The sequence below is a fragment of the Curtobacterium sp. RIT-PI-V genome (assembly GCF_025642935.1).
GTDB lineage: Bacteria > Actinomycetota > Actinomycetes > Actinomycetales > Microbacteriaceae > Curtobacterium.
Genome location: NZ_JANZKM010000002.1, coordinates 203,012 through 229,557, shown reverse-complemented (window position 1 = coordinate 229,557; position 26,546 = coordinate 203,012). Strand labels below are relative to the sequence as shown.

At 72.1% G+C, this 26,546-nt stretch carries 24 protein-coding genes; 14 read left to right on the top strand and 10 right to left on the bottom strand.

Annotated elements, in window-relative coordinates:
• The gene (locus OGL88_RS03185) at positions 1-162 is read right to left on the bottom strand and encodes a hypothetical protein (protein ID WP_205464039.1); all 162 of its coding nucleotides are present in this window, start codon (positions 160-162) and stop codon (positions 1-3) included.
• 81 nt (positions 163-243) lie between these two features.
• Complete coding sequence (locus OGL88_RS03180; RefSeq protein ID WP_205464040.1) at positions 244-465, bottom strand: hypothetical protein; 222 nt, start codon at positions 463-465, stop codon at positions 244-246.
• A gap of 253 nt (positions 466-718) precedes the next feature.
• On the opposite strand from OGL88_RS03180, the gene OGL88_RS03175 reads away from it, so the two are divergent.
• Together OGL88_RS03175 and OGL88_RS03170 are read left to right on the top strand one after the other, a co-directional pair.
• A complete protein-coding gene (locus tag OGL88_RS03175; protein ID WP_263089518.1) occupies positions 719-1,669 on the top strand; it encodes an AraC family transcriptional regulator in 951 nt (316 codons plus the stop codon).
• 87 nt (positions 1,670-1,756) lie between these two features.
• Positions 1,757-2,731, top strand: coding sequence for an endonuclease/exonuclease/phosphatase family protein (locus tag OGL88_RS03170; RefSeq protein WP_263089517.1), 975 nt, complete (start codon positions 1,757-1,759; stop codon positions 2,729-2,731).
• Positions 2,732-2,798: 67 nt separating this feature from the next.
• On the opposite strand, the gene OGL88_RS03165 is transcribed toward OGL88_RS03170, so the two are convergent.
• From OGL88_RS03165 to xylA, 3 genes are read right to left on the bottom strand one after another with little or no spacing between them, the layout of a single operon-like run.
• Positions 2,799-3,809, bottom strand: a complete 1,011-nt coding sequence (locus OGL88_RS03165) for an acetylxylan esterase (RefSeq protein ID WP_263089516.1) — start codon at positions 3,807-3,809, stop codon at positions 2,799-2,801.
• A gap of 12 nt (positions 3,810-3,821) precedes the next feature.
• Positions 3,822-5,291, bottom strand: coding sequence for a xylulokinase (locus OGL88_RS03160; protein ID WP_263089515.1), 1,470 nt, complete (start codon positions 5,289-5,291; stop codon positions 3,822-3,824).
• A 12-nt stretch (positions 5,292-5,303) separates the two neighbouring features.
• On the bottom strand, positions 5,304-6,494 hold the full coding sequence (gene xylA, locus OGL88_RS03155) for a xylose isomerase (protein WP_263089514.1): 1,191 nt from the start codon (positions 6,492-6,494) through the stop codon (positions 5,304-5,306).
• 97 nt (positions 6,495-6,591) lie between these two features.
• Here xylA and OGL88_RS03150 point away from each other — a divergent pair, with 97 nt between their 5' ends.
• The 10 genes from OGL88_RS03150 (at position 6,592) to OGL88_RS03105 (ending at position 18,238) form a co-directional block, all read left to right on the top strand.
• Complete coding sequence (locus OGL88_RS03150) at positions 6,592-7,773, top strand: Gfo/Idh/MocA family protein (protein WP_263089512.1); 1,182 nt, start codon at positions 6,592-6,594, stop codon at positions 7,771-7,773.
• A complete protein-coding gene (locus tag OGL88_RS03145) occupies positions 7,770-8,477 on the top strand; it encodes a ThuA domain-containing protein (RefSeq protein WP_263089511.1) in 708 nt (235 codons plus the stop codon). The genes OGL88_RS03150 and OGL88_RS03145 overlap by 4 nt, the downstream gene beginning before the upstream one ends.
• Positions 8,474-9,574, top strand: a complete 1,101-nt coding sequence (locus OGL88_RS03140; RefSeq protein WP_263089510.1) for a Gfo/Idh/MocA family protein — start codon at positions 8,474-8,476, stop codon at positions 9,572-9,574. Before OGL88_RS03145 ends, OGL88_RS03140 begins: the two co-directional genes overlap by 4 nt.
• Positions 9,575-9,644: 70 nt before the next feature.
• Positions 9,645-10,697 (top strand): sugar phosphate isomerase/epimerase family protein, encoded by a 1,053-nt coding sequence (locus OGL88_RS03135; protein WP_263089509.1) that lies wholly within the window; start codon positions 9,645-9,647, stop codon positions 10,695-10,697.
• A gap of 147 nt (positions 10,698-10,844) precedes the next feature.
• On the top strand, positions 10,845-12,158 hold the full coding sequence (locus OGL88_RS03130; RefSeq protein WP_263089508.1) for an ROK family transcriptional regulator: 1,314 nt from the start codon (positions 10,845-10,847) through the stop codon (positions 12,156-12,158).
• Positions 12,155-13,192 carry an NAD(P)-dependent alcohol dehydrogenase gene (locus tag OGL88_RS03125; RefSeq protein ID WP_263089507.1) on the top strand — a complete coding sequence of 346 codons (1,038 nt, stop codon included), beginning with the start codon at positions 12,155-12,157 and terminating at the stop codon, positions 13,190-13,192. The genes OGL88_RS03130 and OGL88_RS03125 overlap by 4 nt, the downstream gene beginning before the upstream one ends.
• Before the next feature lie 145 nt (positions 13,193-13,337).
• Positions 13,338-14,720, top strand: coding sequence for an MFS transporter (locus OGL88_RS03120; RefSeq protein ID WP_263089506.1), 1,383 nt, complete (start codon positions 13,338-13,340; stop codon positions 14,718-14,720).
• Positions 14,721-14,917: 197 nt separating this feature from the next.
• Positions 14,918-16,345: a bifunctional UDP-N-acetylglucosamine diphosphorylase/glucosamine-1-phosphate N-acetyltransferase GlmU gene (gene glmU / locus OGL88_RS03115; protein ID WP_263089505.1), complete on the top strand. Its 1,428-nt coding sequence runs from the start codon at positions 14,918-14,920 to the stop codon at positions 16,343-16,345.
• 61 nt (positions 16,346-16,406) lie between these two features.
• Positions 16,407-17,384 (top strand): ribose-phosphate diphosphokinase, encoded by a 978-nt coding sequence (locus OGL88_RS03110; RefSeq protein WP_111084848.1) that lies wholly within the window; start codon positions 16,407-16,409, stop codon positions 17,382-17,384.
• Positions 17,385-17,458: 74 nt separating this feature from the next.
• A complete protein-coding gene (locus OGL88_RS03105; RefSeq protein ID WP_263089502.1) occupies positions 17,459-18,238 on the top strand; it encodes a putative protein N(5)-glutamine methyltransferase in 780 nt (259 codons plus the stop codon).
• A gap of 171 nt (positions 18,239-18,409) precedes the next feature.
• On the opposite strand, the gene OGL88_RS03100 is transcribed toward OGL88_RS03105, so the two are convergent.
• A complete protein-coding gene (locus OGL88_RS03100; protein ID WP_263089501.1) occupies positions 18,410-20,035 on the bottom strand; it encodes a molybdopterin-dependent oxidoreductase in 1,626 nt (541 codons plus the stop codon).
• Between the two features lie 170 nt (positions 20,036-20,205).
• On the opposite strand from OGL88_RS03100, the gene OGL88_RS03095 reads away from it, so the two are divergent.
• The gene (locus OGL88_RS03095) at positions 20,206-20,850 is read left to right on the top strand and encodes a hypothetical protein (protein WP_263089500.1); all 645 of its coding nucleotides are present in this window, start codon (positions 20,206-20,208) and stop codon (positions 20,848-20,850) included.
• 78 nt (positions 20,851-20,928) lie between these two features.
• On the opposite strand, the gene gndA is transcribed toward OGL88_RS03095, so the two are convergent.
• Entirely contained in the window at positions 20,929-22,386 is a 1,458-nt protein-coding gene (gndA, locus tag OGL88_RS03090; protein WP_263089499.1) for an NADP-dependent phosphogluconate dehydrogenase, read from the bottom strand.
• A 112-nt stretch (positions 22,387-22,498) separates the two neighbouring features.
• Between gndA and OGL88_RS03085 the strand changes: the two genes are divergently transcribed.
• The gene (locus OGL88_RS03085) at positions 22,499-23,038 is read left to right on the top strand and encodes a gluconokinase (protein WP_263089498.1); all 540 of its coding nucleotides are present in this window, start codon (positions 22,499-22,501) and stop codon (positions 23,036-23,038) included.
• A gap of 172 nt (positions 23,039-23,210) precedes the next feature.
• Here the strand turns inward: OGL88_RS03085 and OGL88_RS03080 are convergent, their stop codons facing one another.
• The 3 genes from OGL88_RS03080 to OGL88_RS03070 all read right to left on the bottom strand — a co-directional run bounded on the left by OGL88_RS03080 (position 23,211) and on the right by OGL88_RS03070 (position 26,471).
• Positions 23,211-23,810 (bottom strand): class I SAM-dependent methyltransferase, encoded by a 600-nt coding sequence (locus OGL88_RS03080; protein WP_263089497.1) that lies wholly within the window; start codon positions 23,808-23,810, stop codon positions 23,211-23,213.
• Positions 23,811-23,867: 57 nt separating this feature from the next.
• Positions 23,868-25,301 (bottom strand): glucuronate isomerase, encoded by a 1,434-nt coding sequence (gene uxaC / locus OGL88_RS03075; RefSeq protein WP_263089496.1) that lies wholly within the window; start codon positions 25,299-25,301, stop codon positions 23,868-23,870.
• Positions 25,302-25,376: 75 nt separating this feature from the next.
• Positions 25,377-26,471 carry a LacI family DNA-binding transcriptional regulator gene (locus OGL88_RS03070; protein WP_374114417.1) on the bottom strand — a complete coding sequence of 365 codons (1,095 nt, stop codon included), beginning with the start codon at positions 26,469-26,471 and terminating at the stop codon, positions 25,377-25,379.
• Positions 26,472-26,546 lie beyond the last annotated feature (75 nt).

Genomic DNA, 26,546 nt, shown 5'->3' with positions numbered 1-26,546 from the left:
TCAGGCTGCGAAGAAGTCCGCGTAGGACGGGTCCGCGTGACCCATGTGCGCGCTGAGACGGGCCTGGACGATCTGGTCGAGGTCGGCGGGTGGGGTCAGCCCACGCCGGCGCCACTCGAGGGGGCTCTGTCGGAGCTGTTCGAGCGTGCTCTGGTCAAGCATCGTGGCGTTCCTGTTCTGCGAAGAGTGCGGTCATGTCGATGGCCTGGGTACGGACGTCCTCGAAGGCGTCGCCGTCCCGGATCACGCGGAGAGTCCGATCACGGCGGCTGCGGAAGCGAGGACGCTCACCGAGACGATGCCGGTGGTGACCGCTGCGATCTGCAGGGTGCGCTGACGCTGCGCGTCACGGAGTTCACTGAACGTGCCACGGTGGCGGTTCCGTCGGCTCTGCGCCGAGGCCGCTTCGAAGGCGTACTCGGGGGCGCTGATCGGGTGGACCGGAGCTGCGGTCACGGTGGTCATGTCGTCCTCGTGTTCTCCTGAGCGGCCCGATGCCGCTGGATGAGACGACCGTACGAGCAGGAAGTCCTCGGTGTGCGCAAGGACCGATGACTCGACGGATCGCGGATGTCGGCAGTGGCCCGGCGGTCGAAATCCGGACATCGTCCCGTCGCCGTGCACATCCGGTCCACGCGTCGGCGGGCGCGGGGAGCGCTTCTCGGACAGTGGTGCGGACGGGCGGCCCTGCGTCCGTCACACTGCACTCGGTGAACCGATGACAGACGAACGAGCTCGCGTGCAGGACGACGTCCGGTCCGCCGACGTCGACGAAGCACGCGACTTCCTGGTCGGGGCGTACGACGCCTCCGAGTGGCGCGCCGAGACGACCGCGCAGCCGTTCACCTTCCGGTACTCGGCGGTCGGTGACTCGACGATGACGTTGCGCGCGATCCGGTTCGACGGGCACCTGGACGGCGTCATGACGCCGTCGGACGACTTCGTCGTGCAGTGGATCACCCGGGGCACCGGCTTCATCGGCGAGGGCGACGACCGTCTCGTGAGCGCCGTGGGCCGGCCGCAGCTGTGGCCGCAGGACGGCGCCGCGTTCACGTACCAGGACTACGACCAGCGTCTCGTCCAGATCAACCGGGCATCGCTCGAGGAGGTCGCCGGCGAGCGCGGTGCGGCGTCGGGCGGCGTGCAGCTCGACCACACCGTGCAACCCGACGACCGGGCGGTGACGATGTGGCGGAACACGGTCAAGCTCATCTCGCACACGGTGCTCGATCGGCAGGTCTCACCGCTGTTGCAGGCGGAGATGGGACGGCTGGGGGCGCTGGCGCTGCTCGAGCTGTACCCGGTCGTCTCGGCCACGCTGCCGGACGAACTCCTGCTTCCGCGCAACGCGCACATCCGCCGGGCCGTCGAGTACGTGCACGAGCACGCCCACCTGCCGATCACGAGCACCGACCTGGCCGAGGTGGCCTCCCTGAGCCTGCGTGCTCTGCAGCAGGCGTTCCAGCGGCAGCTCGGGGTGAGCCCGAACGGGTACCTGCGCGGGGTCCGTCTCGACCGGGTGCGCGACGAGCTCCTGCACGCCGACCCGGCGGGGACGAGCATCGCCGACGTCGCCCGGCAGTGGGGGTTCGCCCACGCTGGTCGGTTCTCGGCCGCCTACCTCGAGCGCCACGGCGAGTACCCCCGGGACACGGTGCGGCGGGCCTGACCTCGGTCGGCGCCCGCGGATGCGTCCCTGAGAGCTCCGACACACGATCGGGGGCGTCCTACCACCCCGACACGGCACCGTGAGACCGTGCTGACCCGCCGAGCCGTCGCCCCCGTCGTCGTCTCCGGGGTGGTGGTGCTCGGCAGTGCGTTCGTCTTCGCCCCGTGGCTCGGGATCGCCCGCGCACCGGTGCTCGCGGCGGTGCTGCCCGCACGCGCGGTGGTGTCCGTCTGCGTCGTCGTCGCAGCCGTGGTGCTGATCGTCCTCGGCGTCGCGCGGCGCCGGTCGCGTGTCATGGCCTTCGCGGTCGGTGCCGTGCTCGTCGCCCTCGCGGGAGCCAACGGTGCGGTCCTCGAGACGAGGGGCTTCGACGCCGGTCCGCCGCACGTGGCGGGCGGCCTCCGCGTGTTCGAGTGGAACACGAACGGCGGTCTCGTCGGGCCCACCGCGATCGGGCGCGCAGCCTCGGCGGGCCGTGCCGACGTGGTCGTGCTGCCCGATGCCGGCTCATCCGCCGCCGCCGAGGCCGTCGCCGCCGCGATGGGATCCGGTAGCGGACCGATGCGCGTGTTCGCCGAGCCCGGCGCGCAGGTCGCCGTGCTCGTCCGGGACGACCTCGCCGCGCACGCCACGATGCACCCGGGCATCGACCCCGTGAAGACCCTGGTCGTGTCGGTTCCCGGAGGCCCCGTGATCCTCGCGGTGCACGCACCGCAGCCCCTCCTGCGCGGACTCGCGGGGTGGCGTGCGGACCTCGACTGGGTGCGGCGGCGGTGCGCGGACGATGCCGACGTCATCGTCGCCGGGGACTTCAACGCATCGGTGGACGCGTTCGGTGGCGGCGGACTCGGATCCTGTCAGGACGCCGCGTCGACCGTGCACGCGGCAGGCCTCGGGACCTGGCCCACCTCGGTCGTCCCGGCGCTCGCGATGCCGCTCGACCACACCCTGGTGAGCCCGGCGGCGGGCGCGGTGCGGTCGTGGACGATCGTCAGGACCGAGGACGGGTCAGGAGCTCGGCACCGACCGACCATCACGGTCATCGGTGTGCGGGCCTGGTGAGCCGCTCGCTCGCGCCGCGGTCGGCCGCACCGGTGGGATCGGAGACGGTTCAGGAACGCTGCACGGGTCAGACCACACCCCGTGACCGCAGGAACGCCACCTGGCGTTCCCAGTGCCGGAAGCCGCCGCCCTCGTGCCCGTTGTACGGGTACACCTCGATCTGGCGATCGTCCGGGCCGAGCGCGCCGGTCGACCCGAGCGCGTTGAAGGCGGCGAAGGTCGTGCGCGGCGGCACGACGTCGTCCATCAGGGCCACGGAGAACAGCGCCGGGGCGGTGATGCCGGCGGCGTGGTTCACCCCGTCGAAGTACGCCGCGGTGTCCCAGACGGTCTCGGCCGCGTCGCGGTGGACGGACAGGTAGGTCGCGATCTCCAGGTACGGGCCGCCGACGGCGACGTCCGTGCCGCCCTCCCAGTCGCACAGGAACGCGACGTCGGGCAGCACTGCGGAGATCGGCCCGACGTGGGCCTCGACCAGAGCAGCTGCGGCGATGGCGATGCCGCCGCCCTGGCTGCCACCGGTCAGGGCGATGCGCCCCGGGTCGACACCGGGCAGCGTCCGCACGGCGTCCACCAGGCGGACGGCGTCGGTGTACACCCGGCGGTAGTAGTGGTCCGCGGGGGATCCGATGCCGCTCGTCATCCACCCACTCGCGTGCGGTCCGGAGCCGTGCGGGTCGGGGGTGTCACCGCCGGCCCACCCGCTGCCCTGGCCACGGGTGTCCATGACGACGTGCACGTACCCGGCGAGGGCCCAGTGCACGCGTTCGCCGGGGCGCCCGCGGCCGCCGCCGTAGCCGAGGAACTCGACCACGACGGGCAGCGACGTGTCACGACCGGCCAGCGGTCGCGAGACCCAGGCGCGCACCGGATCGCCGGCGAACCCCGGGAACGTCAGGTCCTCGACGACGAGTCCGGTCACCGGGGTGTCGGCCGGAGCGAGGACAGGAGCCGTCCCCGCTCCGGCCGCCCGGGCCGCGGTGATCGTGTCCGCCCAGAACGCGTCGAAGTCGGCCGGTCGCCGGACCTCGGGTCGGTGCCGACGGAGTTCGTCGAGCGGGAGGTCGGTGCGTGCCATGGGTCTCCTCGGTCAGCGCGCCGCGGCGCGGTACTGCTCGAGCACCTCGGGGTGCGGGTCCGCCGGCACGGTCGTCGTCGCGATGTCCCACGACGGCAGCGCGCCGGTCGACGCCCAGGCTGCCTGACGCGCAGCCCCGGACGCCACGTACTCGCCCGGTTCCGGGATGAGCACGTCGCGTCCGAACACCTGCGCGGCGACGGTCCGGACGGCGTCGTTCCGCGCGGCCCCGCCGATGAGCAGCAGTCGCGACACGGTCACGCCGGTGCCCTCGACCGCGGCGAGTCCGTCGGCCAGGGCACAGAGCATGCCCTCCACCGCGGCGCGCGCCAGGTGCGGTCGGTCGGTCGTACCCGGGGTCATCCCGAGCAGTGACGCGGTCGCGTCCGGCCGGTTGGGCGTGCGCTCGCCGACGAAGTAGGGCACCAGCACGAGGCCGTCGGCCCCGGCCGGCGCCTGCAGCGCCAGCTCGCCGAGCGCGGCGTGGTCCACGCCGAGCAGACCGCCGATCACCTCGAGCACGCGGGCTGCGTTGAGCGTCGTGACGATCGGGAGGCGCGACCCGGTCCCGTCGGCGAAGCCCGCCACGGTCCCGCTCGGGTCCAGGACCTCGGTCGCGGTGACGCCGAAGACGGTCCCGCTGGTCCCCAGGGACACCGCGATGTCCCCGGGGGCGAGCCCGAGGCCGAGCGCCGCACCGGCGTTGTCGCCGAGGCCGGCGCCCACGACCAGTCCGGCCGGCGCGGCCGCGCCGTGCGGCAGCGTGACGTCGACGGCGAGCGTCCCCATCGCCTCGTCGTGGGCGACCACGCGCGGCACGACGACCGTGTCCGCGGTCGGCTCGGCGCCGGCGACGCGCATCGGGCGGCCGAGCGCGAGTTCGAACAGGTCCGGGTCGTACTCCCGGCGCACGGGGTCCCAGTAGGCCGTGCCGCTGGCATCCGAGGCGTCGGTCGCCAGGGCGTCCAGGTCCGGTCCGAGCGGACTCTCGTCGGCCGGGCCGTACCCGCGCAGCCGCCACGACAACCAGTCGTGGGGGAGCGCGACCGCAGCGACGCGGCCGGCGTTGTCCGGCTCGGCGTCGCGGAGCCACCGCAGCTTGGTCCCGGTGAACGATGCCACCGGGACCAGACCCGTCCGGGCGACCCAGGATTCCCGTCCGATCTCCTCGACCATCTGCGCGGCCGCATCCGCACTGCGCACGTCGTTCCAGAGCAGGGCGTCGCGGACCACGCGACCGTCGGCGTCGAGCGCGACCATGCCGTGCTGCTGCCCGGCGATCGCGACGGCGCCGACGTCGGTGAGCCCGCCGGCGTCCGCGACCGCGGTGCCGAGGGCGTCCCACCAGTGGCGGGGGTCGACGGACGTGCCGTCCGGGTGGGCGGCACGTCCCTCACGGACGACGGCACCCGTCGCCGCGTCGCGGATCGTGACCTTGCAGGACTGGGTCGACGAGTCGACGCCGGCGACGAGCTGTGTCATCCCCGCAGCCTGTCAGCGCGCGCCGAGCAGGTGCTCGATGGCGAGCTGCTGCAGTCGGACGAAGCCGAAGCCCTTGCCGCCGAAGTACGCGTCGGCGTCGAAGTCCTCGTAGGCCGAGCGGTCGGACAGGAAGGCGTCGTAGGACTCGCCGTCGTTCAGGGTCGGCGTGCTGAGCTCCCCGACCTTCGAGGCCTCGAGTGCGGCCTGCACCTCGGGGTCGGCGCGGAAGGCCTGCGCACGCTCCTTGAGCAGCAGGTACATGCGCATGTTCGCGGCCGCCGAGTCCCAAACGCCGGTGATGTCCTCGGTGCGGCTCGGCTTGTAGTCGAAGTGGCGCGGGCCGTCGTAGGCCTGGCCGCCCTGCGGCGAACCGTGCTCGAGCAGGTCGACGAGCGAGAACGCGTTCTGCAGGTCGCCGTGGCCGAACACCAGGTCCTGGTCGTACTTGATGCCGCGCTGACCGTTGAGGTCGATGTGGAAGAGCTTGCCCTGGTAGAGCGCCTGGGCGATGCCGGCCGTGAAGTTCAGGCCCGCCATCTGCTCGTGGCCGACCTCGGGGTTGATGCCGAACAGCTCGGGGCGCTCGAGCGTCTCGGTGAAGGCGATCGCGTGGCCGAGGGTCGGCAGGAGGATGTCGCCGCGGGGCTCGTTCGGCTTCGGCTCGATGGCGAAGCGGATGCCGTAGCCCTTGTCGGTGACGTAGTCGGCGAGCAGGTTGACGGCCTCGCGGTAGCGCTCGAGTGCGGCCTGCACGTCCTTCGCGCTGTCGTACTCGGAGCCTTCGCGGCCGCCCCACATCACGAAGGTCGACGCACCGAGCTCGGCGGCGAGGTCGATGTTGCGCAGGACCTTGCGGAGCGCGAAGCGGCGGACCTGCCGGTCGTTGGAGGTGAAGCCGCCGTCCTTGAACACGGGTGCGGAGAACAGGTTCGTCGTCACCATCGGCACGATGAGGCCGGTGGCGTCGAGCGCACCCTTGAGGCGGTCGATCTGCGTCTGCCGTTCGGCGTCGGTCGAGCCGAACGCGAACAGGTCGTCGTCGTGGAAGGTCAGGCCGTAGGCGCCGAGCTCGTCGAGCTTCTCGACCGCCTCGACCACGTCGAGGGCCGGGCGGGTCGGCCCGCCGAAGGGGTCGGAGCCGTTGTAGCCGATGGTCCAGAGACCGAAGGAGAACTTGTCTGCACGGGTGGGCGTCGTTGCCATGGTGGTCACCGTTCGTCGTCGAAACAAAATGTTGCCGCGCCCAACATAAGCGGTAGTGTTGGCTGTGGCAAGGACGTGATCGCAAAGGAGCGAGCGGATGGCACAGGAACGACTGCGGATCGCCATGGTGGGGCACGGCTTCATGGGAGCCGCGCACTCACAGGCATGGCGGACCGCCCCCAGGTTCTTCGACCTCGGGGTCGAACCCGAGATGGCGGTGATCGTCGGGCGCGACCCGGAACGCACCGAGGCCGCTCGCGTGCAGTACGGCTGGCAGTCGGCGTCGACCGACTGGCGCGCCGTCGTGGCCGACCCGGACATCGACGTCGTCGACATCGTGTCGCCCGGGTCGTCGCACGTCGAGATCGCGATCGCCGCGCTCGAGGCCGGCAAGCACGTCCTGTGCGAGAAGCCGCTCGCCAACACCGTCGAACAGGCCGAGGCGATGACCGCCGCTGCCGCAGCCGCCCGGGCGCACGGGGTCCGCGCCATGGTCGGGTTCAGCTACCGCCGGGTGCCGGCCATCGCCCTCGCCCGACAGCTCGTGCAGGACGGCCGGATCGGCACCGTGCGCCAGGTCCGCGCGCTCTACCTGCAGGACTGGCTCGCCGACGCGGACGGCCCGATGACCTGGCGCCTCGACAAGGAGCTCGCCGGTTCCGGTGCGCTCGGCGACATCGGCGCGCACGCGATCGACCTCGTCGAGCACGTCACCGGCGCCGAGCTCACCCGGGTGTCGGGTCTGCTCGAGACCTTCGTGACCGAGCGCCCCCTGCTCGCCGACGGCGTCGGACTCTCCGGCACGGCGTCGAGCGAGCGCGGGCAGGTCACCGTCGACGACGCCGCGTTCTTCACCGCCCGACTCGGCGGCGGTGCGGCCGACGGTGCGATCGGCACGTTCGAGGCCACGCGCTACGCGACCGGCCGGAAGAACGGCCTGACGCTCGAGATCAGCGGGTCCGAGGGAGCGATCCAGTTCGACCTCGAGTCCATGAACGAACTGCGGCTGTACGAGTCGTCGGCACCCGCGGGGGAGCAGGGCTTCCGCCGCATCCTGGTCACCGAACCCGAGCACCCCTACATGGCGGCGTGGTGGCCCACTGGACACCTCATCGGGTACGAACACACCTTCAGCCACCAGGTGAAGGACTTCGTCGACGCGATCGTGGCCGGCACCGACCCGGCGCCCTCGTTCGAGGACGGCCTGCACGTGCAGCGGGTGCTCGACGCCGTCGAACGCAGCGCTGCCGACGGCAGCAGCTGGACGGCGACCTCGTGACCGCCGCCGACGGCACACGTCAGGCCCTCGTCGTCCGCGGGGGCTGGGACGGCCACCAGCCCGTCGAGACCACCGACCTGTTCGTCCCGTTCCTGCGTGACAACGGGTTCGCCGTCCGGGTATCGGACTCGACGGCCGTCTACGCCGACGAGTCCGTCATGGCCGAGGTCGACCTGATCGTGCAGGTCGTCACCATGTCGACCATCGCCGACGACGAGTTCGCCGGGCTGCAGCGCGCGGTCCTGGGCGGCGCCGGACTGGCCGGCTGGCACGGCGGGATCGCGGACGCGTTCCGGAACACCGCCGACTACCTGCACATGGTCGGCGGCCAGTTCGCCCACCACGCCGGCAAGCACCCCGACGAGCGCGTCGGGGAGCAGTCCGACAACTACATCCCGTACACGGTGCACCTCACCGACCTCGGACGATCGCACCCGATCACGCAGGGCATCGAGGACTTCGACCTCGTCACCGAGCAGTACTGGGTGCTGTCCGACGAGTACAACGACGTCCTCGCGACCACCACGCAGGAAGCGCGCGACTTCGACGCCTGGAACCGTCCGGTCACCGCACCGGCGATCTGGACACGGCAGTGGGGTGCTGGCCGCGTGTTCGTCTCCGCGCCCGGGCACCGCCTCGAGGTCGTCGAGTCGCAGCCACTCCGCACCATCATCGAGAGGGGCCTCCTGTGGGCAGCACAATGAACGAACCCGTACTCCGCGTCGGGGTGGTGGGCGTCGGCGTGATCAGCCAGCAGTACTTCGAGCACTTCCCGGCCCTGCCCGGCCTGTCGCTCGTCGCGGTCGCCGACCTCGACGTCGACCGGGCGCAGACGGTCGGCGCCGCACAGGGCGTGCGCGGCACGAGCGTCGACGAGCTGCTCGCGGCCGACGACGTCGACGTGGTGCTCAACCTGACGATCCCCGCCGCCCACGCCGACGTCGCGACCCGGGCGCTCGCCGCGGGCAAGCACGTCTACGGCGAGAAGCCCCTGGCGATGTCCACGGCCGAGGCCGAACCGGTGCTCGAGGCCGCCCGGACCGCGGGCCTGCGGGTCGGCAGCGCCCCGGACACCGTGCTCGGCACCGGCATCCAGACCGCTCGGGACGCCCTCGACGACGGCCTGATCGGCACCCCGGTCGGCGCGGCCGTCGCCTGGAGCGCCCCCGGCCACGAGCTCTGGCACCCGGCACCCGCGTTCTACTACCAGCCCGGTGGCGGCCCGCTGCTCGACATGGGCCCGTACTACCTGACCAGCCTCGTCACCTTCTTCGGACCGGTCGTCCGGGTGAGCGGCAGTGCCACCCGCTCCACCCGCGAGCGGACCGTCGCGACCGGACCGAACGCCGGCACGGCGATCCCGGTCGACATCGACACCCACGTGGTCGCGATCCTCGAGCACGAGAACGGCGTCGTCTCGACCGTCACCGTCTCGTTCGAGGTGTGGGCGACCCGCGCACCGCTCTTCGAGGTGTACGGCACCGCCGGCACCCTCGGCGTCCCGGACCCGAACCGGTTCTCGGACCCGGTGTCGATCGCCACCGCGGACGACCGCGAGTGGCGAGAGCTGCCGGTCTCCGCCGGGTACGCCGACGCCGGTCGCGGGTACGGGCTCGCCGACCTGGCGCACGCGATCGCCACGGACCGTCCGCACCGGGCCTCGGGCGATCTCGCGTTCCACGTGCTCGAGATCATGGAGGCCGTCTCGGCCGCGGCCCGCGACCACGCGGTCGTCGACGTGCACTCGCGCGTCGACCGCCCCGCCGCCGTCCCCGCCGGGTCCGCACCCGGGCCGTGGTGACGGACCTCGACCACAGCACGGACCTCGACCACAGCACCCACCTCGACCACCGCACGGAAGGACGACGACGATGACGACGACGGACGCGAGCGACCAGGCGGAGCCGACCCGGGCCTCCCGGCCGGTCACGCTGTTCACCGGACAGTGGGCCGACCTGCCCTTCGAGGAGGTCGCCCGGCTCGCCGGCGACTGGGGGTACGACGGACTCGAGATCGCCTGCTGGGGCGACCACCTGGACGTCCGGCGCGCCGCGACGGACCCGTCGTACGTCGCCGAGCGCAAGGCGATCCTGGAACGCAACGGACTGCGTGTCTGGACCATCGCGAACCACCTGGTCGGTCAGGCCGTGTGCGACGACCCCATCGACCAGCGGCACGAGGACATCCTGCCGCCGCACGTCTGGGGCGACGGCGAGGCCGAGGGCGTCCGGCAGCGTGCCGCCGAGGAACTCCAGTGGACCGCGCGCGCCGCAGCGGCACTCGGCGCCGACACCGTCACCGGGTTCTCCGGCTCGTCGATCTGGAAGACCGTCGCGGGCTTCCCGCCGGTCCCGCCGAGCATGATCGACGCCGGGTACCAGGACTTCCACGACCGCTGGTCGCCGATCATCGACGTGTTCGAGGAGGTCGGGGTCCGCTTCGCGCTCGAGGTGCACCCGTCCGAGATCGCCTACGACTACTGGACCGCCGAGCGCACCCTCGAGCTCTTCGCGGACCGGCCGGCGTTCGGGTTCAACTTCGACCCCTCGCACTTCGTCTGGCAGGACCTCGACCCCGCTGCGTTCCTGCTCGACTTCGCCGACCGGGTGTACCACGTGCACTGCAAGGAGTCGGTGAAGCAGCTCGACGGGCGCAACGGCCGGCTCGGCTCGCACCTGCCGTGGGGCGACCCGCGCCGCGGCTGGGACTTCGTGACCGCCGGACACGGTGACGTGCCGTGGGAGCGCGTGTTCCGCGTGCTGAACCACATCGGCTACACCGGACCGACCAGCGTCGAGTGGGAGGACGCCGGCATGGACCGCCTCGTCGGAGGACCCGAGGCGCTGGCGTTCGTGCGGCAGCTCGGCACGATCGCGCCGCCGTCGGCCTCGTTCGACGCCGCGTTCTCGCGGTCGCGAGGGTGAGCCGGGGCTGAGCCAGGGCCGAGACTCGGGCTGAGCGACACTTCTCGGACGCTCGAGTGCGAGGACTGTCGCTCAGCGCGAGACTCGGGCACCCATCCACCCGCCCACCCACCGACGCACCCGCCCAACAGACCGACGAGGAGGCCCATGGTCCGGCAACCGACCACGACACCCGGCAACGCCGCGCGCGTCCTCCGCCTGGTCCACGAGGAAGGCCCGGTCACCCGCGCCGAACTCACCCGACGCACCGGCCTGAACCGTTCGACGGTCCTGGCGCTCGTCGGCGAACTCGTCGAGGCCGGACTCGTGCTCGAGGAGATGCCGTCCGCCGGTGCCCCCGGCGTCGGGGTCGGACGGCCGAGCGGTGTCGTGCGTGCGTCCGGCGACGTGCTCGCCGCAGCCGTCACGGTCGAGATCGACGCGGTCGGGGTGACCCTCGTCGCCCTCGACGGCACCGTGCGCGACCGACTCGTCGAGCCGCAGGCCACCGTACCGACGGCAGAACGGGCGATCGATGCGGTCGAACGGATCTTCGGCGTCCTGAGCACCCGGACCGCCGCGCGGGCGAGGACAGCCCCAGGCGCCCGGATCGTCGGCGTCGGCGTCGCCGTCCCCGGCATCGTGCGCGTCGAGGACGGCACCGTCCGCAACGCCCCGCACCTCGGCTGGCGCGACGAACCGCTCGCGGTGCCGCTCGCTGCACGTCTCGGCCTGCCCGTCCGGGCTGCGAACGACGCCAACCTCGGTGCCTGGGCCGAACGCCTGTACGGCAGCGCCCGCGGAGTCGACGCCCTCGTGTACCTGAACGGCGGCGCGAGCGGCATCGGCGGCGGGATCGTCAGCGCCGGGCGGCCCTTCAGCGGCGCCGACGGGTACGCGGGGGAACTCGGCCACACCTTCGTGGCGGCGAACGGCATCCGGTGCCACTGCGGCGCCGTCGGGTGCCTCGAGACCGAGGCGTCGCGGTCGGCGCTCACCGACGTCACCGGGACACCGCCCGACGACCTCGACGCGCTCGCCGCAGCGCTCGCCGAGCACCGGCCCGAGGTCGAGCGGGTGGTCGACCGTCAGGTGACGGCCCTCGCCACCGCGCTCCGCAACGCGATCCACACCGTCAACCCCGAGGTCGTGGTGCTCGGCGGGTTCCTCAGCACGTTGCTCGGACACGTCGGGGACCGCGTCGAGAACGACGTCCGGGCGCAGACGATGGCCGCCATGACCGACCGGCTGCGCGTCGTGCCGGCAGCCCTCGGGCGGGACGTCCTGCTCCGCGGCGCCGCCGAACTCGGGTTCCGCGACCTGCTGCGCGACCCGACGGCGGCCCGGCTCGTCCCGAGGCCCGCTCCAGCCGACTCCACGACCACCCACACGCCCGACCGCTCCACCACCCACACGCCCGACCGCTCCACCACCCACACGTCCGACCGCGACGACGCGGCCGAGGAAGCGAGAACCCCATGACCTCCATCCAGCGCCAGCGCACCAGCGTGCTGCTCGGGACCCAGGACCTGACCGTCGAGGACCGCCCGGTCCCGGAGGTCGACCCGGGCGACGTGCTCGTCCGGGTCGCCGCCGTCGGGGTGTGCGGCTCCGACGTGCACTACTACCGCCACGGCCGCATCGGGGACTTCGTCGTCGAGGAGCCCCTCGTCCTCGGTCACGAGCTGTCCGGCACGATCACCGCCGTCGGCGCTGACGTCGACCCCGCCCGCGTCGGCGAGCGCGTCGCCGTCGAACCGCAGCGCCCGTGCCACCGGTGCGCGCAGTGCCTGGCCGGCCGCTACAACCTCTGCCCGCACATGCGCTTCTACGCGACGCCGCCGGTCGACGGGGCCTTCGCCGAGTTCGTCACGATCGAGGCCGAGTTCGCCCACGTCCTGCCCGACTCCGTCTCGTTCGAGGCCGGCGCCCTGCTCGAACCACTGTCCGTCGGGATCGCCGCGGTCCGCAAGGCCGGCATCGTCCCCGGCTCTTCGGTGCTCATCGCCGGCGCCGGTCCGATCGGGATCATCTGCGCCCAGGCCGCGCGGGCCTTCGGCGCCACCCGGATCGTCATCAGCGACCTGGTCCCCGAGCGCCGGGAGCGCGCGGTGCACTACGGCGCCACCGAGGTCGTCGACCCGACCGTGGTGTCCGTCGCCTCGGACATCGCCCCGGTCGACGCGTTCATCGACGCCAGTGGTGCTCCCCGTGCCGTGTCCGACGGCATCAAGGCCGTCGGACCGGCCGGCGCCGCGGTGCTCGTCGGGCTCGGCAACTCCGAGATGACCCTGCCCGTCGAGCACATCCAGAACCTCGAGGTCACGGTCACCGGCATCTTCCGCTACACCGGCACGTGGCCCGTCGCGATCGGCCTGGTCGCGTCCGGGCAGATCGACCTCGACTCGCTCGTGACGGGTCGGTTCGGCCTCGACGAGGTCCGCGAGGCACTCGAGAGCGACACCGACCCGGAGTCCCTCAAGTCGGTCGTCTACCCCGGCGGCGTCCCCGCCTGAGCCGACGTGCGCGACGCGCGCCGGGTCCTGGACACCGCACAGGGCGGACGGGAGGCCCGTGGCCAGGCCGCCACGGGCCTCCCATCCGGCACGTGACCCGGAACGGGGCCACCGGTGCGTCACCGGGACGCGCTACGGTTCGCGCATGACCGCTTCACCGGCCGCCGTCGTGCCGCAGCGCACCGACCGGCGCGCGCTCGTGTCCTGGGCGCTGTGGGACTGGGGGTCCGCGGCGTTCAACGCCGTCGTCACCACGTTCGTGTTCAGCACGTACCTGGCCAGCCGGGCGTTCGTCGACCCGGCGAAGGTGTCCGACACCTCCGCCGCGGGCACGGCGTTGGTGGAACGTGAACTCGCTCACAACGCCGCGGTGGTCTCCACGGCACTGACGATCGCCGGCATCGTCGTCGCGCTCGTGGCACCTGCGATCGGGCGCCTGGCGGACTCGTCCGGGCACCGCCGCCGGTCCGTGCTCATCGCCACGATCGGCATCGTGCTGTCCATCGGCGGCATGGTCTTCGTCGCGCCGAGCCAGCCGTACCTCGTGCTCGGGGCCGCGCTGCTCGGCATCGGGACGGTCGCGTACGAGATCGCGAGCGTGGGCTACAACGCCATGATCGGGCAGGTCGCATCGGGGGAGCGCACCGGACGGGTGTCCGCGATCGGGTGGGCCGCCGGGTACTTCGGCGGGATCGTGCTGCTCGTGCTGCTGCTCGTGCTCTGCATCCAGGACTTCCGCGGCGACGGCGTCGTCGGCGGACTGCTGCAGCTGCCGGCCACCGTCGCGACCGGGCAGTGGGACGTCCGCGTCGCGATCGGCATCGCTGCCGTGTGGCTCGCGGTCAGCTCGATCCCGCTCTTCATCGTCGTGCCCGAGGCCGCGCCCGACCACCGGCACACCGGCGGTGTGTTCGGCGCGTACCGCGACCTGGGCCGGGACATCGCCCGGCTCTGGCGCGAGCGGCGGAACGTGCTCGCGTTCCTGGTCGCCAGCGCGGTGTTCCGCGACGGTGTGGGCGCGGTGTTCACCTTCGGCGGGATCATCGCGGCGCAGGTGTTCGGCTTCAGCGCCTCGCAGGTCATCCTGTTCGCCATCGCCGCGAACGTCGTCGCCGGCGTCGCCACCTTCGTGTCCGGACGGCTCGACGACCGCTTCGGCTCGCGCGCGCTCATCATGGTGTCGCTGATCGGACTCGCTGCCTGCGGGCTCGGCGTGCTGGCGGTCGGTACTCGGACGGAGTGGTTCTGGGTGCTCGGGCTGACCCTGGCGCTGTTCGTCGGGCCCGTGCAGTCGTCGTCGCGGGCGTACCTGGCGCGGCTGGCGACCCCCGGCCGCGAGGGCGAGCTCTTCGGCCTCTACGCCACCACCGGCCGGGCGGCGTCGTTCCTGGCGCCGGCGCTGTTCGGTGTCGCGGTGACGGTCGGCGGCTCGACGCGCTTCGGGATCCTCGGGATCGTGGTGGTGCTCGTCGTGGGGCTGGTGCTCATGGCGTTCGTGAAGCCCGAGCCGCGGGCGTTCCGCGCGTAGGTGTGTGGGTGTAGCTGTGTGGGTGTAGCTGGTCGTTTCGGGCGTAGCTGGTCGTTCGTTCCGGCCAGGTATGCCCGATCCCGCTTTCCATCCCGAGGTTGATGGGAAGGAACGTCACCGGTGCGGTTGTGCGCACGGTTCTGCACAGGGCCGCGGTTCCACCGGACTCCGCAGTGCGGGTGCGCCAGGATGGACCCATGACCGACCAGCGCATCGCCGTCGTCGTCCTCGCCGCCGGGCAGGGCACGCGCATGAAGTCGTCCACCCCCAAGGTGCTGCACCGGCTCGCCGGGCTGCCGCTCATCGCGCACGTCCTGCGGACGGCGTCGTCCCTCGGGCCGGAGCACGTGGCCGTGGTCGTGCGGCACGAGCGTGACCTGGTCGCAGCGGAGATCACCGAGCGTGCGCCCGACGCCATCATCGTCGACCAGGACGACGTCCCCGGTACCGGCCGCGCGGTCGAGGTCGCGGTCCAGGCGCTCCCCGCCGACTTCGACGGAGCCGTCGTGGTGCTCTCCGGCGACGTCCCGTTGCTCGACGCGGCGTCGCTCCGCCTGCTCGTCGACGCCCACGCCGGCGGGGGGAACGGTGCGACCTTCGTCAGCGCGATCGCCCCCGACCCGACCGGCCTCGGACGGATCGTGCGGGATGCTGACGGCGCGTTCGTCGGCGTCGTCGAGCACAAGGACGCGACAGCCGAACAGCTGGCCATCGCCGAGGCGAACGCGGGCATCTACGCGTTCGACGTCACGCGTCTCCGGGCTGTCCTGCCGTCGCTCACCACGGCGAACGCGCAAGGCGAGAAGTACATCACCGACGCCCCTGCGCTGATCAGTGCGCGAGGCGGGCGCATCGATGTGGTCACCCTGACGGACCCGTGGCTCGTCGCCGGCATCAACGACCGCGCGCAGCTGTCCGACGCCGCCCGCGAGCTCAACGCCCGCATCGTCCGCCGGCACCAGCTCGCCGGCGTCACCGTGCAGGACCCGGCCACCACCTGGATCGACCTCGACGTCTCGATCGAACCGGATGCCGAGGTCCTGCCCGGCACCCAGCTCCTCGGCGCGACCGCCATCGCCGCCGGTGCCGTCGTCGGGCCGGACACCACGCTGCGCGACACCGAGGTCGGTGCCGGCGCGACGGTGAACCGGGTCGACGCCACCCTCGCCGTGATCGGTGACGGAGCGTCGGTGGGGCCGTTCGCGTACCTGCGTCCGGGCACGATCCTGGGCGACCAGGGCAAGATCGGCACCTTCGTCGAGACGAAGAACGCGAAGATCGGGCGCGGCAGCAAGGTCCCGCACCTGTCGTACATCGGCGACGCCGAGGTGGGCGAGGACTCGAACATCGGTGCGAACACGATCACCGCGAACTACGACGGCGTGCACAAGCACCGCACCGAGGTCGGCTCGCACGTTCGTACAGGCTCGCACAACGTGTTCGTCGCCCCGGTTAGGATTGGTGACGGTGCGTACACGGGTGCCGGAACGACGGTCCGCAAGGACGTCCCGGCCGGATCGCTCGCGATCAGCTACGCCCCACAGCGCAACACCGACGGATGGGTCGAGGAACACCGACCCGGCACACCGGCGGCCGAGGCTGCTCGGCACGCGAACGGCGAATAGATCCTGGCGACCACCGGTCGTCGACATCGACCCCACGCGGGTCAGGGAGTGAGCACCGCACTTGTCCGGAATCAAGACAACCGGCCAGAAACGACTCGTCCTCGTCTCGGGGCGAGCACACCCGGCGCTCTCCGCCGAGATCGCAGAGGAACTCGGTGTCGACCTGGTCCCCACCGATGCCCGGACCTTCGCGAACGGTGAGCTGTACGTCCGGTTCGACGAGTCGGTCCGCGGGTGCGACGCGTTCGTCATCCAGTCGCACACGGCGCCGATCAACGAGTGGCTCATGGAGCAGCTCATCATCGTCGACGCGCTGAAGCGGGCCTCGGCCAAGCGCATCACCGTCGTCGCGCCGTTCTACCCGTACGCCCGTCAGGACAAGAAGGGCCGCGGCCGCGAGCCGATCTCGGCCCGCCTCGTCGCCGACCTGTTCAAGGCCGCCGGCGCGCACCGCATCATGAGCGTCGACCTGCACGCCGCCCAGATCCAGGGCTTCTTCGACGGCCCCGTCGACCACCTCTTCGCCATGCCGGTGCTGCTCGAGCACTTCCGCGAGATCCTCGACCCGTCGATGCTGACGGTCGTGTCGCCCGACATGGGCCGCGTCCGCGTCGCCGACATCTGGTCCGAGAAGCTCGGCGCGCCCCTCGCCATCATCCACAAGCGTCGCGACCCGCTGGTCCCGAACCAGGTCACGGTCCACGAGATCGTCGGCGACGTCTCCGGCCGCTGGTGCCTGCTCGTCGACGACCTGATCGACACCGGGCGCACGATCGCCAAGGCAGCTGAGGCGCTGAAGGAGGCCGGCGCGATCGGCGTCGTCGTCGCCGCGACCCACGCCGTGTTCTCCGACCCGGCCACCGAGCTGCTGCAGAGCGAGTTCATCGACCGCGTCGTCGTCACCGACACCCTGCCGGTGCCCGTCGAGAAGCGCTGGGACCGCCTCGAGATCCTCCCGATCGCCCCGCTCCTGGCCCGCGCCATCCACGAGGTCTTCGACGACGGCTCCGTCACGTCGATGTTCGACGGCGCAGCGTAGCGGAGCCGTCGAACCATGGGCACAGCCGACGGCGCCTCACCGTCTCGTCGACGTGACGTGTCTGCGGAACGTTGGTGACCCATCCCGCGCGTGACGCCCTCGCGGCTCGGCTCCGGGCCGCGGGGAGCGTCTTCGCCGAGGACGAAGCCGACCTCCTGCTCGAAGCAGGCGCCGGTGACCCCGTCCGGCTGCGTTCCCTGCTCCAGCGTCGCCTCGGCGGGGAGCCGCTCGAGTACGTCCTCGGCTGGGCCGCCTTCGACGGACACCGCATCCGGGTGACCCCCGGGGTGTTCGTCCCGCGTGCCCGGACCGCTGTCGTCGTCGAGCAGGCTGCCCGTCGGTTGCAGCGCTACGACCGCGTGGTCGACCTGTGCTGCGGTGCCGGAGCGATCTCGGTGGCGTTGTTCGGCCGGGTCGGCGCACTCGACCTCGTGGCGACGGACATCGACCCGGACGCCGTCGACGTCGCGGCCGAGAACATCGGCGACCGCGGGATCGTCGTCGCCGGTGACCTGTTCTCGCCGCTGCCGGACCGGTTCCGCGGCGCCGTCGACGTCATCGCGGTGAACGCCCCCTACGTCCCGACGGCGTCGATCGCGCTCATGCCGGTCGAAGCGCGGGAGCACGAGCACCGCGTCGCCCTCGACGGTGGGGCGGACGGCCTCGACCTGCACCGGCGGATCGCCGCGGGAGCGGGGGAGTGGCTGCGCCCGGGTGGTTCGGTCGTGATCGAGGTGTCCGTGGCGCAGGCGGATGTCTCGGTTGCGGCGTTCCTGGCCGCCGGGTTCACTGCTGTCGTCGAGCAGGACGACGAGGTCGACGGCACCTGCGTCGTCGCGACGCTCCCCGCCTGACCCGCACGAGTTCGGCCGGCGTCTGGTTCGCCGACCGGTCGCGACATGCCGCTCACTTTCGCCGAGGTCGCACAGACGGCCGTTTCCAGCGCTCGACATGCCGAGATCTCGGAACCTCGGCGATCAGCAGACGGCGTGCCGCGCGGCCCCGACCCGACCCCGACGCCCGCGCTACTTCGCGTCGACCGTGACCGACGCCCAGCCCGAGGCCCCGTTCGGCGCGGGCGGCCGCTCGACGCTCGTCTGCACCTCGCCGTCGGCGCTCACCGCGCGGACCTCGATCCGGTGCGACCCCGCGGTCGGCGTCCAGCGCAGCACCCACTGGCGCCAGGTGTCCGCAGACGCCGACTCGGCGAGTTCTGCCTGCTGCCACGCACCCGAGCCGACCCGGACCTGCACGGCCTTCACCCCGGTGTGCGGCTGCCAGGCGACCCCGGCGATGGCGACCTGCTCGCCGACGGTCACGCTCGTCCCGTTCCGCGGGGTGTCGATGCGCGACTCGAGCTTCACGGGCCCGCGTTCCGACCATCCGCGCGGCGTCCAGTACCCCTGCGCATCGGCGAAGCGCGTGACCTCCATCTCGGTCACCCACTTCGTCGCCGACACGTACCCGAACAGCCCGGGCACGACCATCCGTGCCGGGAACCCGTGCTCGGTGGGCAGCGGTTCGCCGTTCATGCCGATGGCGAGCAGTGCCTCGGTGCCCTCGTCCTGCAGGACGTCCAACGGCGTGCCTGCGGTGAACCCGTCGATGCTGCGGGACAGCACCATGTCGGCGTCCCCGGTCGGCTTCGCGCGGGCCAGCAGCTCCCGGATCGGGTACCCGAGCCAGAGCGCGTTCCCGATCAGGTCGCCGCCGACCTCGTTGGACACGCAGCTCAGAGTGGCCATGTGCTCTTCCAGCGGCAGGGCCAGCAGCTCGTCCCACGTGAGCGTCACCTCGTTCTCGACGGCGCCGTGGATGCGCAAGCTCCAGTCGGCCGGGTCGATCGAGGGGACGCGCAGCGCGGTGTCGATCCGGTAGAAGTCGGCGTTCGGCGTGACGTACGGCGTGATCCCGTCGACGTCGAGCGAGGCGCCGCCCGGCACGGCCGGTGCGGGCGTCGCCGCCACGGGCAGGCGCACGGCTCGTCGGGCAGCGGCGACCGCCTGCATCGCGGACGACCCCACCCGGGAGGCAGTGCCCACCACGATCGCGACCGTTGCGGTCGCGACGCCCCAGACCAGGAACGCGCGGCGCTCGGTCGAGGCCGGTCGCGGTGACGCCGACGGGACGGCCGCTGCGGCCTCCCAGCGCCGGAGCCGGCGGAGCAGCAGCCGCAGGGTGATCACGGCGGCTGCCACACCGAACACGGTGGGAGCGCCGTCGAACGTGCCGCTGCCGGAACGGGTGCTCACCGCGATGAGTGCGAGCACGCCGCCGACGGCGAAGACGAGTGCCCCGAAGGGCGGCCGGGCGCGCTCGAGGACCCCGGCCCCGGCGCTGATCGCGGCGACGATGACGGTCATGAGCGCGAAGAGTGCGACCTTGTCGCCGGTGCCGAACAGGGCGACCATCAGGTTCTTGGCCCCGGCCGGTGCGAGGTCGATCACCGCTGATCCGACGGCCACCAACGGGCTGCCGGCACCACCGAGGAGCAGCGCCCCGAACTCGGCGATCCCGAGGAAGGCGGCGGCGGCCACGAGACCGACGGCCGCTGCGAGGACCGCGGGCCGGCGGAGCGGGGCTCCGGCCGGACGTTCGTCCGTCGATGGGTCGTCCGGCGTCGGGACGTCCGTGGTGCGTTCGGTGGTCACCGCCCGAGCGTAGGTCGCCCGGCCGCTCGTCGGCTGTGCGTGCGGTTCCCCGGTCGTTCACCGACCCCGGCCAGCACCTGCCGATCGGGTCGTGCGAGGATCGGGGTGTGCCGAGGCGTCCAGATCCCGTTCCGCGCCCCGGCCGCGCCCGCCGATCCGACCGCACACCGATGTCCGCTGCACAGCGCCTGTCCACGCTGCGGTGGGTGATCGTGGGTATCTGGGCGGCACTCCTCACCGCACGGATCATCGTGGTCGGGGCGGCGCCCGACGTCGACCTGTCCTGGTTCGGGATCGTCGAGTTCGGTGCGATCGCGCTGGGTGTCACGGTCATCGTGGTCGCGGTCGTCCGTGCCGCTGCGGTGCGACGCCGGCACGCTGACGAGGCCCTCGCGCTCGCCATCCGCCGCATCGACCCCACGGTCTGGCTCGTGCCGGCGGCTCCGACGACCGAACTGCGCGACGCGATCGCCGAGGTCCGGCCGGAGGTGAGCCTCGGTGCCCGCGTGACCTGGGCGTTCGGGGCGACCGAGGCCTCCCTGTGGGAACTCGACGACCGCAAGGCCACGCGGTTGCTCGTGATCCGGTGGAGCAGGGTGGTGCACGTCGGGATCGAGGACGTCCGCGGCGACGGTGACCGCGCCGATGCCCGTCGGGCGTGCGCGGTCGCGATCCACTACGTCCGGCCGGACGACACCCCGGCGGTCGCGACCTTTTTCGTCCGGACGGCTCCGGGCTCCCGTCGGTTGCTCGGCCGCGGGCAGCGGCTGGACCGGCTCGTCGCCGACCTCGCGCGCGAGCGCATCGTCGCCTGAACCGAGCACACAGCGGTCGGACGTGGGAAGGGCCCCGCCGATCGGCAGGGCCCTTCGAGGGTGCGGTCGTGCCGCGGTCTAGTGGGTGGACGGTTCCTGGTCGACCTCGCGACGGTCGTCGTCGGACCACAGCGTGTGGAAGGTGCCGTCCTTGTCGATGCGCTGGTAGGTGTGCGCACCGAAGAAGTCGCGCTGCCCCTGGATGAGCGAGGCGGGCAGCCGCTCGGACGCGAGCGAGTCGAAGTACGACAGCGCCGACGAGAAGCCCGGTGCGGGGATCCCCGACGCGGCGGCGATCCCGACGATGCGGCGCCAGGCGGCTTCGCCCTCCTGCACGGCGTTCGCGAAGTACGGGTCGACGAGCAGTGACTCGAGCTCCGGGTTCTTGTCGTACGCCTCGACGATGCGGTTGAGGAACTGGGCGCGGATGATGCAGCCACCCCGCCAGATCTTCGCCACGTTGCCGAGGTTGATGTCCCAGCCGTACTCCTTGGCACCGGCGATGATGAGGTCGAAGCCCTGCGCGTAGGCGACGACCTTCGAGGCGTAGAGCGCCGCCCGGACGTCGTCCTCGAAGCCGTCGGGGACCTCGGCGATGTCGGGCCGGTCCGGGAACGCCTTCTGCACCGCGGCACGCTGCGACGGCTTCGACGACACCGCGCGGGCGAACACCGCTTCGCCGATGCCGGAGACCGGGATGCCGAGCCCGACCGCGTTCTGCACGGTCCAGACGCCGGTGCCCTTGGAGCCGGCTTCGTCGCGGATGACGTCGACGAGGGGATTGCCGGAGTCGGCGTCGCGCTGCTTCAGGACCTCGACCGTGATCTCGATCAGGTAGGACTCGAGGTCGCCGCCGTTCCACTCCTGGAACACCTTGACCAGGTCCTCGACGGAGAGCCCGCCGACTCTGCGGAGCAGGTCGTAGGACTCGGCGATGAGCTGCATGTCGGCGTACTCGATGCCGTTGTGCACCATCTTCACGAAGTGGCCGGCGCCGTCGGTGCCGATGTGGGTCACACAGGGCTCGCCCTCGGCGACCGCTGCGATCGACTTCAGGATGGGCCCGAGCGTCTCCCATGCCTCGGCGGAGCCGCCGGGCATGATCGACGGGCCCTTGAGCGCGCCCTCTTCACCACCGGAGATACCGGTGCCGACGAAGTTGAGACCCTTCTCGCGCAGGTCGTGCTCACGCCGGATCGTGTCGTGGAAGTTGGCGTTGCCGCCGTCGACGATGATGTCGCCTTCCTCGAACTTCTCGGTGAGCTGCGAGATCACGGCGTCGGTGCCCTTGCCGGCCTGCACCATGATGATGGCGGTGCGCGGCTTGGACAGCGAGGCGACGAAGTCGTCGATCGACTCGGACGCGATGAAGCCGGCGTCACCGTGCTCCTTGATGAGTTCTTCGGTGCGGGCGTAGGTGCGGTTGTACACCGCGACCGTGTTGCCCTCACGCGACGCGAGGTTGCGCGCGAGGTTCGACCCCATCACCGCCAGACCGACCACGCCGATGTTCGCCTGTCCTTTGTTGTCTGCCACGAAGGTCTCCTTTGTCCTGACGTTCGCCACCAACCTACGGTCCGCGGCTCGGGATCGCACGGGTGTTACGGCAACTGGGGATGACTGTCCACCCCGTCAATACTGTGGAGGGATGACCGACACCGCTGTCCTCCCACCCGTCCTCGTCATGGGCGTCTCCGGTTCCGGCAAGTCCACGATCGGGCAGGCGCTCGCCGACGCCCTCGCCGAGCAGGGCCAGCCGGCCGTGTTCGTCGACGCCGACGACCTGCACCCGGCCGCGAACAAGGAGAAGATGCGGCAGGGCATCCCGCTCACCGACGACGACCGGTGGCCGTGGCTCGACGCCTGCGCCGCGCGCATCGCCGCGGTCGAGGCGTCCGGAAGCCGCTGCGTGATGGCCAACTCGGCCCTCAAGCGCGTCTACCGCGACCGGCTCCGGCAGTCGGCGCCCGGCCTCGTCATCGCGTTCCTGGACGGCTCGCACGACCTCATCGCCGAGCGGCAGGCGCACCGGCACCACGAGTACATGCCGTCGTCGCTGCTCGACTCCCAGTTCGCGACGCTCGAACGGCCGCAGCCCGATGAGGCTGCCGTCGACGTCTCCATCGACGGGCCGGTCGACGACACGGTGCGGGACATCGTGGCTGCGCTCGTCGTCACCTCCGCCTGAACTGCTCGCGCGCCGCACGGTGCAACTCCGGTCGGCCCGTGCGACATTGATCGCTCCGTGCCGCGCGGCAACCCAGCACGGAACCGCCCACCTCGCGCCGGGCGACGATCCTCGCACCGTGCAGACGGGTTCGCGGGACACCCCGGCTGGGAGGCACGGCCGACGGGATCCGTCAGCGGCGCACCGCGCTGATCGCCCCGTGCGGTCGGTGCTCGGGCGCTGACCGGGTGTGGACGTCCACCACGTCGAAGCCCGCTCCGTCCAGCCGCGCTGCCAGGGACGCGACCGGCCAGCGGTACGCGGTGACGACCGCGTGGTCGAAGGCCTCGACCGCGGGGCCCTCGAAGAACCCGAGCAGGAGCCCACCGCCGGGGGCGAGCACCCGCCGGAACTCGTCCAGTGGCACGCCGACCCGCGAGGGTTCGTGGTGGATCACCGAGTACCAGGCGAGGACGCCGCCGACGCTGCCGTCCGCGAGCGGCAGCGCATCGATCGATCCGTCCCGGAAGTCGACCGAGGCAGTGTGCGTCTGCCGTGCGTGCTCGACGAACTCCGGCACGGCGTCGATCCCGATGACCCGGTACCCGTTCCGAGCGAGGTGCGCCGTCCAGTGACCGGGGCCGCACCCGGCGTCGACCAGCAGATCTCGGCGTCCCGCTGCCCAGGCGTCGACGAGCGCGCGGTCGTCGGGGTGGACGGCGTCCATCGATCCGAGCACTGCCGTGTACTCCGCAGCGCGAGCGCCGTAGGCAGCCGTCACCCGCTCGGTCATGCGCCCGACCGTACCGCCTCGGCTGGTTCACCTCGCACCACGCGGCACCCCGCACCCCTACAGCTTGAACGTCGCCCGTGGGATGTCGGACACGATGCGCCGCGCGGTGCGGACGGCGTCCTCCTCGGAGATCTCGTGCGTGACGACGAGCGACGCCAGGTACGCCGCGTCCGCTCGCCGCGCCATGTCGTGCCGCGCGGGGATGGAGCAGTACGCCCGGGTGTCGTCGATGAACCCGGAGGTCTTCGTGAACGACGCCGAGTCGGTGATCGCGGAGCGGTAGCGGCCGATCGCCGCCGGGGTGTCGATGAACCACCACGGAGCTCCGGCGTACACGGCGGGGTAGAAGCCGGCGAGGGGGCCGATCTCGCGCGAGAAGACGGTCTCGTCGACGGTGAACAGCACGAGGTGAAAGCCCGGAGCGGTGCCGAACGACTCCAGGAGCGGCCGCAGCGGCGTGGTGAAGGACCCGACGGCGGGCAGATCGTGGCCGGTGTCCGGGCCGAAGCGTTCGAGCGTCGGTGCGTGGTGGTTCCGGATGACGCCGGGGTGCAGCTGCATGACGAGGCCGTCCTCGACGCTCATCTCGGCCCAGCGGTAGAGCATGTCGTGCCGGTACGCGGTGGCGTCGGCTGTCGAGACGTCGCCGCGGAGCGCCGCTGCGTGGATGCGCTCACGGTCGGTGACGGACAGGGGCGTGGACCCGGCGTCGAGCACCCCGGTGTCCGTGGCGGTCGCGCCGTGCTCGATGAAGTACTGGCGACGTGCGCGCAGTGCTGCCAACAGTCCTGCGTGGGTGCCCGTGTCGATGCCGGCGGCCTCGCCGACGGACGCGACCACGGGCCTCCAGTCCGGCCGCGACGGGTCGAACACTGCGTCCGCGCGGAACGTGGGGACCACCCGGCCGGTGAACGCGGGGTCGGCGGCGAGCTGCGCGTGCGCGGCGAGGTCGTCGGCGGGACCGTCGGTGGTGGCGAGGACCTCGATACCGAAGGTGTCGAACAGCGCGCGCGGGCGGAAGGCGGGCGAAGCCAGCAGACCGGCGATGTGGTCGTACTGGGCGTCGGCGTTCGCCGCCGACGGCTGCTCCGTCAGTCCGAAGACGTCGTGCAGCTCGGTCTCGAACCAGTAGCGGACGGGGGTGCCGAGGAAGTCGTCCCAGTGGTCCGCCAGGTTCCGCCAGATGGCGCGACCGGGAGGCACGGGGCTGGTCCCCGACAGGTCGGCGCGTCCCAGCGCGGCCAGGTCCACCCCGTTCGCGTGCAGCAACCGGAGCACGTAGTGGTCGGGCGTGATGAGCAGCGACGCGGGGTCGCTGAACGGCTGGTCGGCGGCGATGAGCGCCGCATCGACGTGTCCGTGCGGGGAGATGATCGGTGCGTCCTTGACCGCGTCGTAGACGGTCCGCGCCACCTGACGTGCACCGGGGTCGGCGGGCAGCAGCCGGTCGGGGTGCGGGGCGAGACGGGTGGCGGTGCTGGTCTGGGTCATCATCGACTCCTTCGAGAACGGTACGGACGGCGGGGCGCGGCGGGGGCCGGCGGGTGCAGCGGGCGTGCGCGAGCGTCAGGCGGGCGCTGGACCCGTCGACTCCCGGACGGTCAGGTGGGTGGGCAGTGCGACGGCGCCGGTCATGTGCTCACCGGGCAGCTCGTCGGCGGGGATCGCACCGAGCCGGCCGAGCAGCATCCGGATCGCGACCCGGCCGGCGCGTTCGATCGGCGAGGTCATGGTGGTGAGCGGCGGGTTGCAGAAGTCGGCACCGAAGATGTCGTCGCAGCCGACGATGCTCATGTCCTCGGGGACGCGGACGCCCCGTTCCCGCAGCCGTGCGAGCATGCCGATCGCGATCAGGTCGTTGAAGGCGATGCAGGCGGTGGCCCCGGCGTGCACGGCGGCGTCGGCGGCTGCGGCGCCGGAGTCGACGAACGGCGCGTGCGGCCCGATGCGGGCGACGCGGACCCCGAGGCGCTTCGCGACGCGCACGAGCGCCTTCCACCGGCGTTCGTTCGACCACGAACTGTCCGGACCGGCGACGTAGAGCACGTCGCGGTGGCCCAGGGAGACGAGGTGCTGCACGGCCTGCTCGACGCCGCCGGGGGTGTCGATGAGCACCGAGGGCACCCCGGCGGGGCGACGGTTGACGACGACCAGGGGGATCCGCTCGGCGAACCGGGCGATCTGGGCGTCGGACAGGCGCGAGGCGGTGAGGACGACGCCGTCGGCCTTCGCGCCGATCGAGCTCAGGGTGGCGAGTTCGGCATCGGCGGACTCCTCGGTGTCGACGAGCAACTGCGTCCACCCGGCGCCGGCGAGCTGGTGCTGCGTGCCACGGATGACGTCGAAGTAGAACGGGTTCGTGATGTCGGAGACGAGCACGGCGACGGCCCGGGTGCGGCCGGACGTCAGGGCGCGTGCCTGCGAGTTGGCGACGTAGCCGAGTTCGCGGGCCGCTCGTTGGATGCGCTCCTGCGTGGTGTGGTTCACGCGGTCGGGCAGCGAGAGTGCGCGGGACACGGTCGACGGGGCCACGCCGGTCGCGTCGGCGATGTCCCGGATGGTCACGCGCCGGGCGGCGCTGAAACCGGTGCCGGCGCTCGCGTCGGCGTCGGTGCCGAAGCCGCCGCCGGCACCGGAGACGTCGATGTCTGTGTCGCTCACGAGGCCGAACGTATTCGCGTCTGGCAACAAGTGGCAACCGGTTGCCGGATGTTGCCAACGGCGGAACAGTGGTGC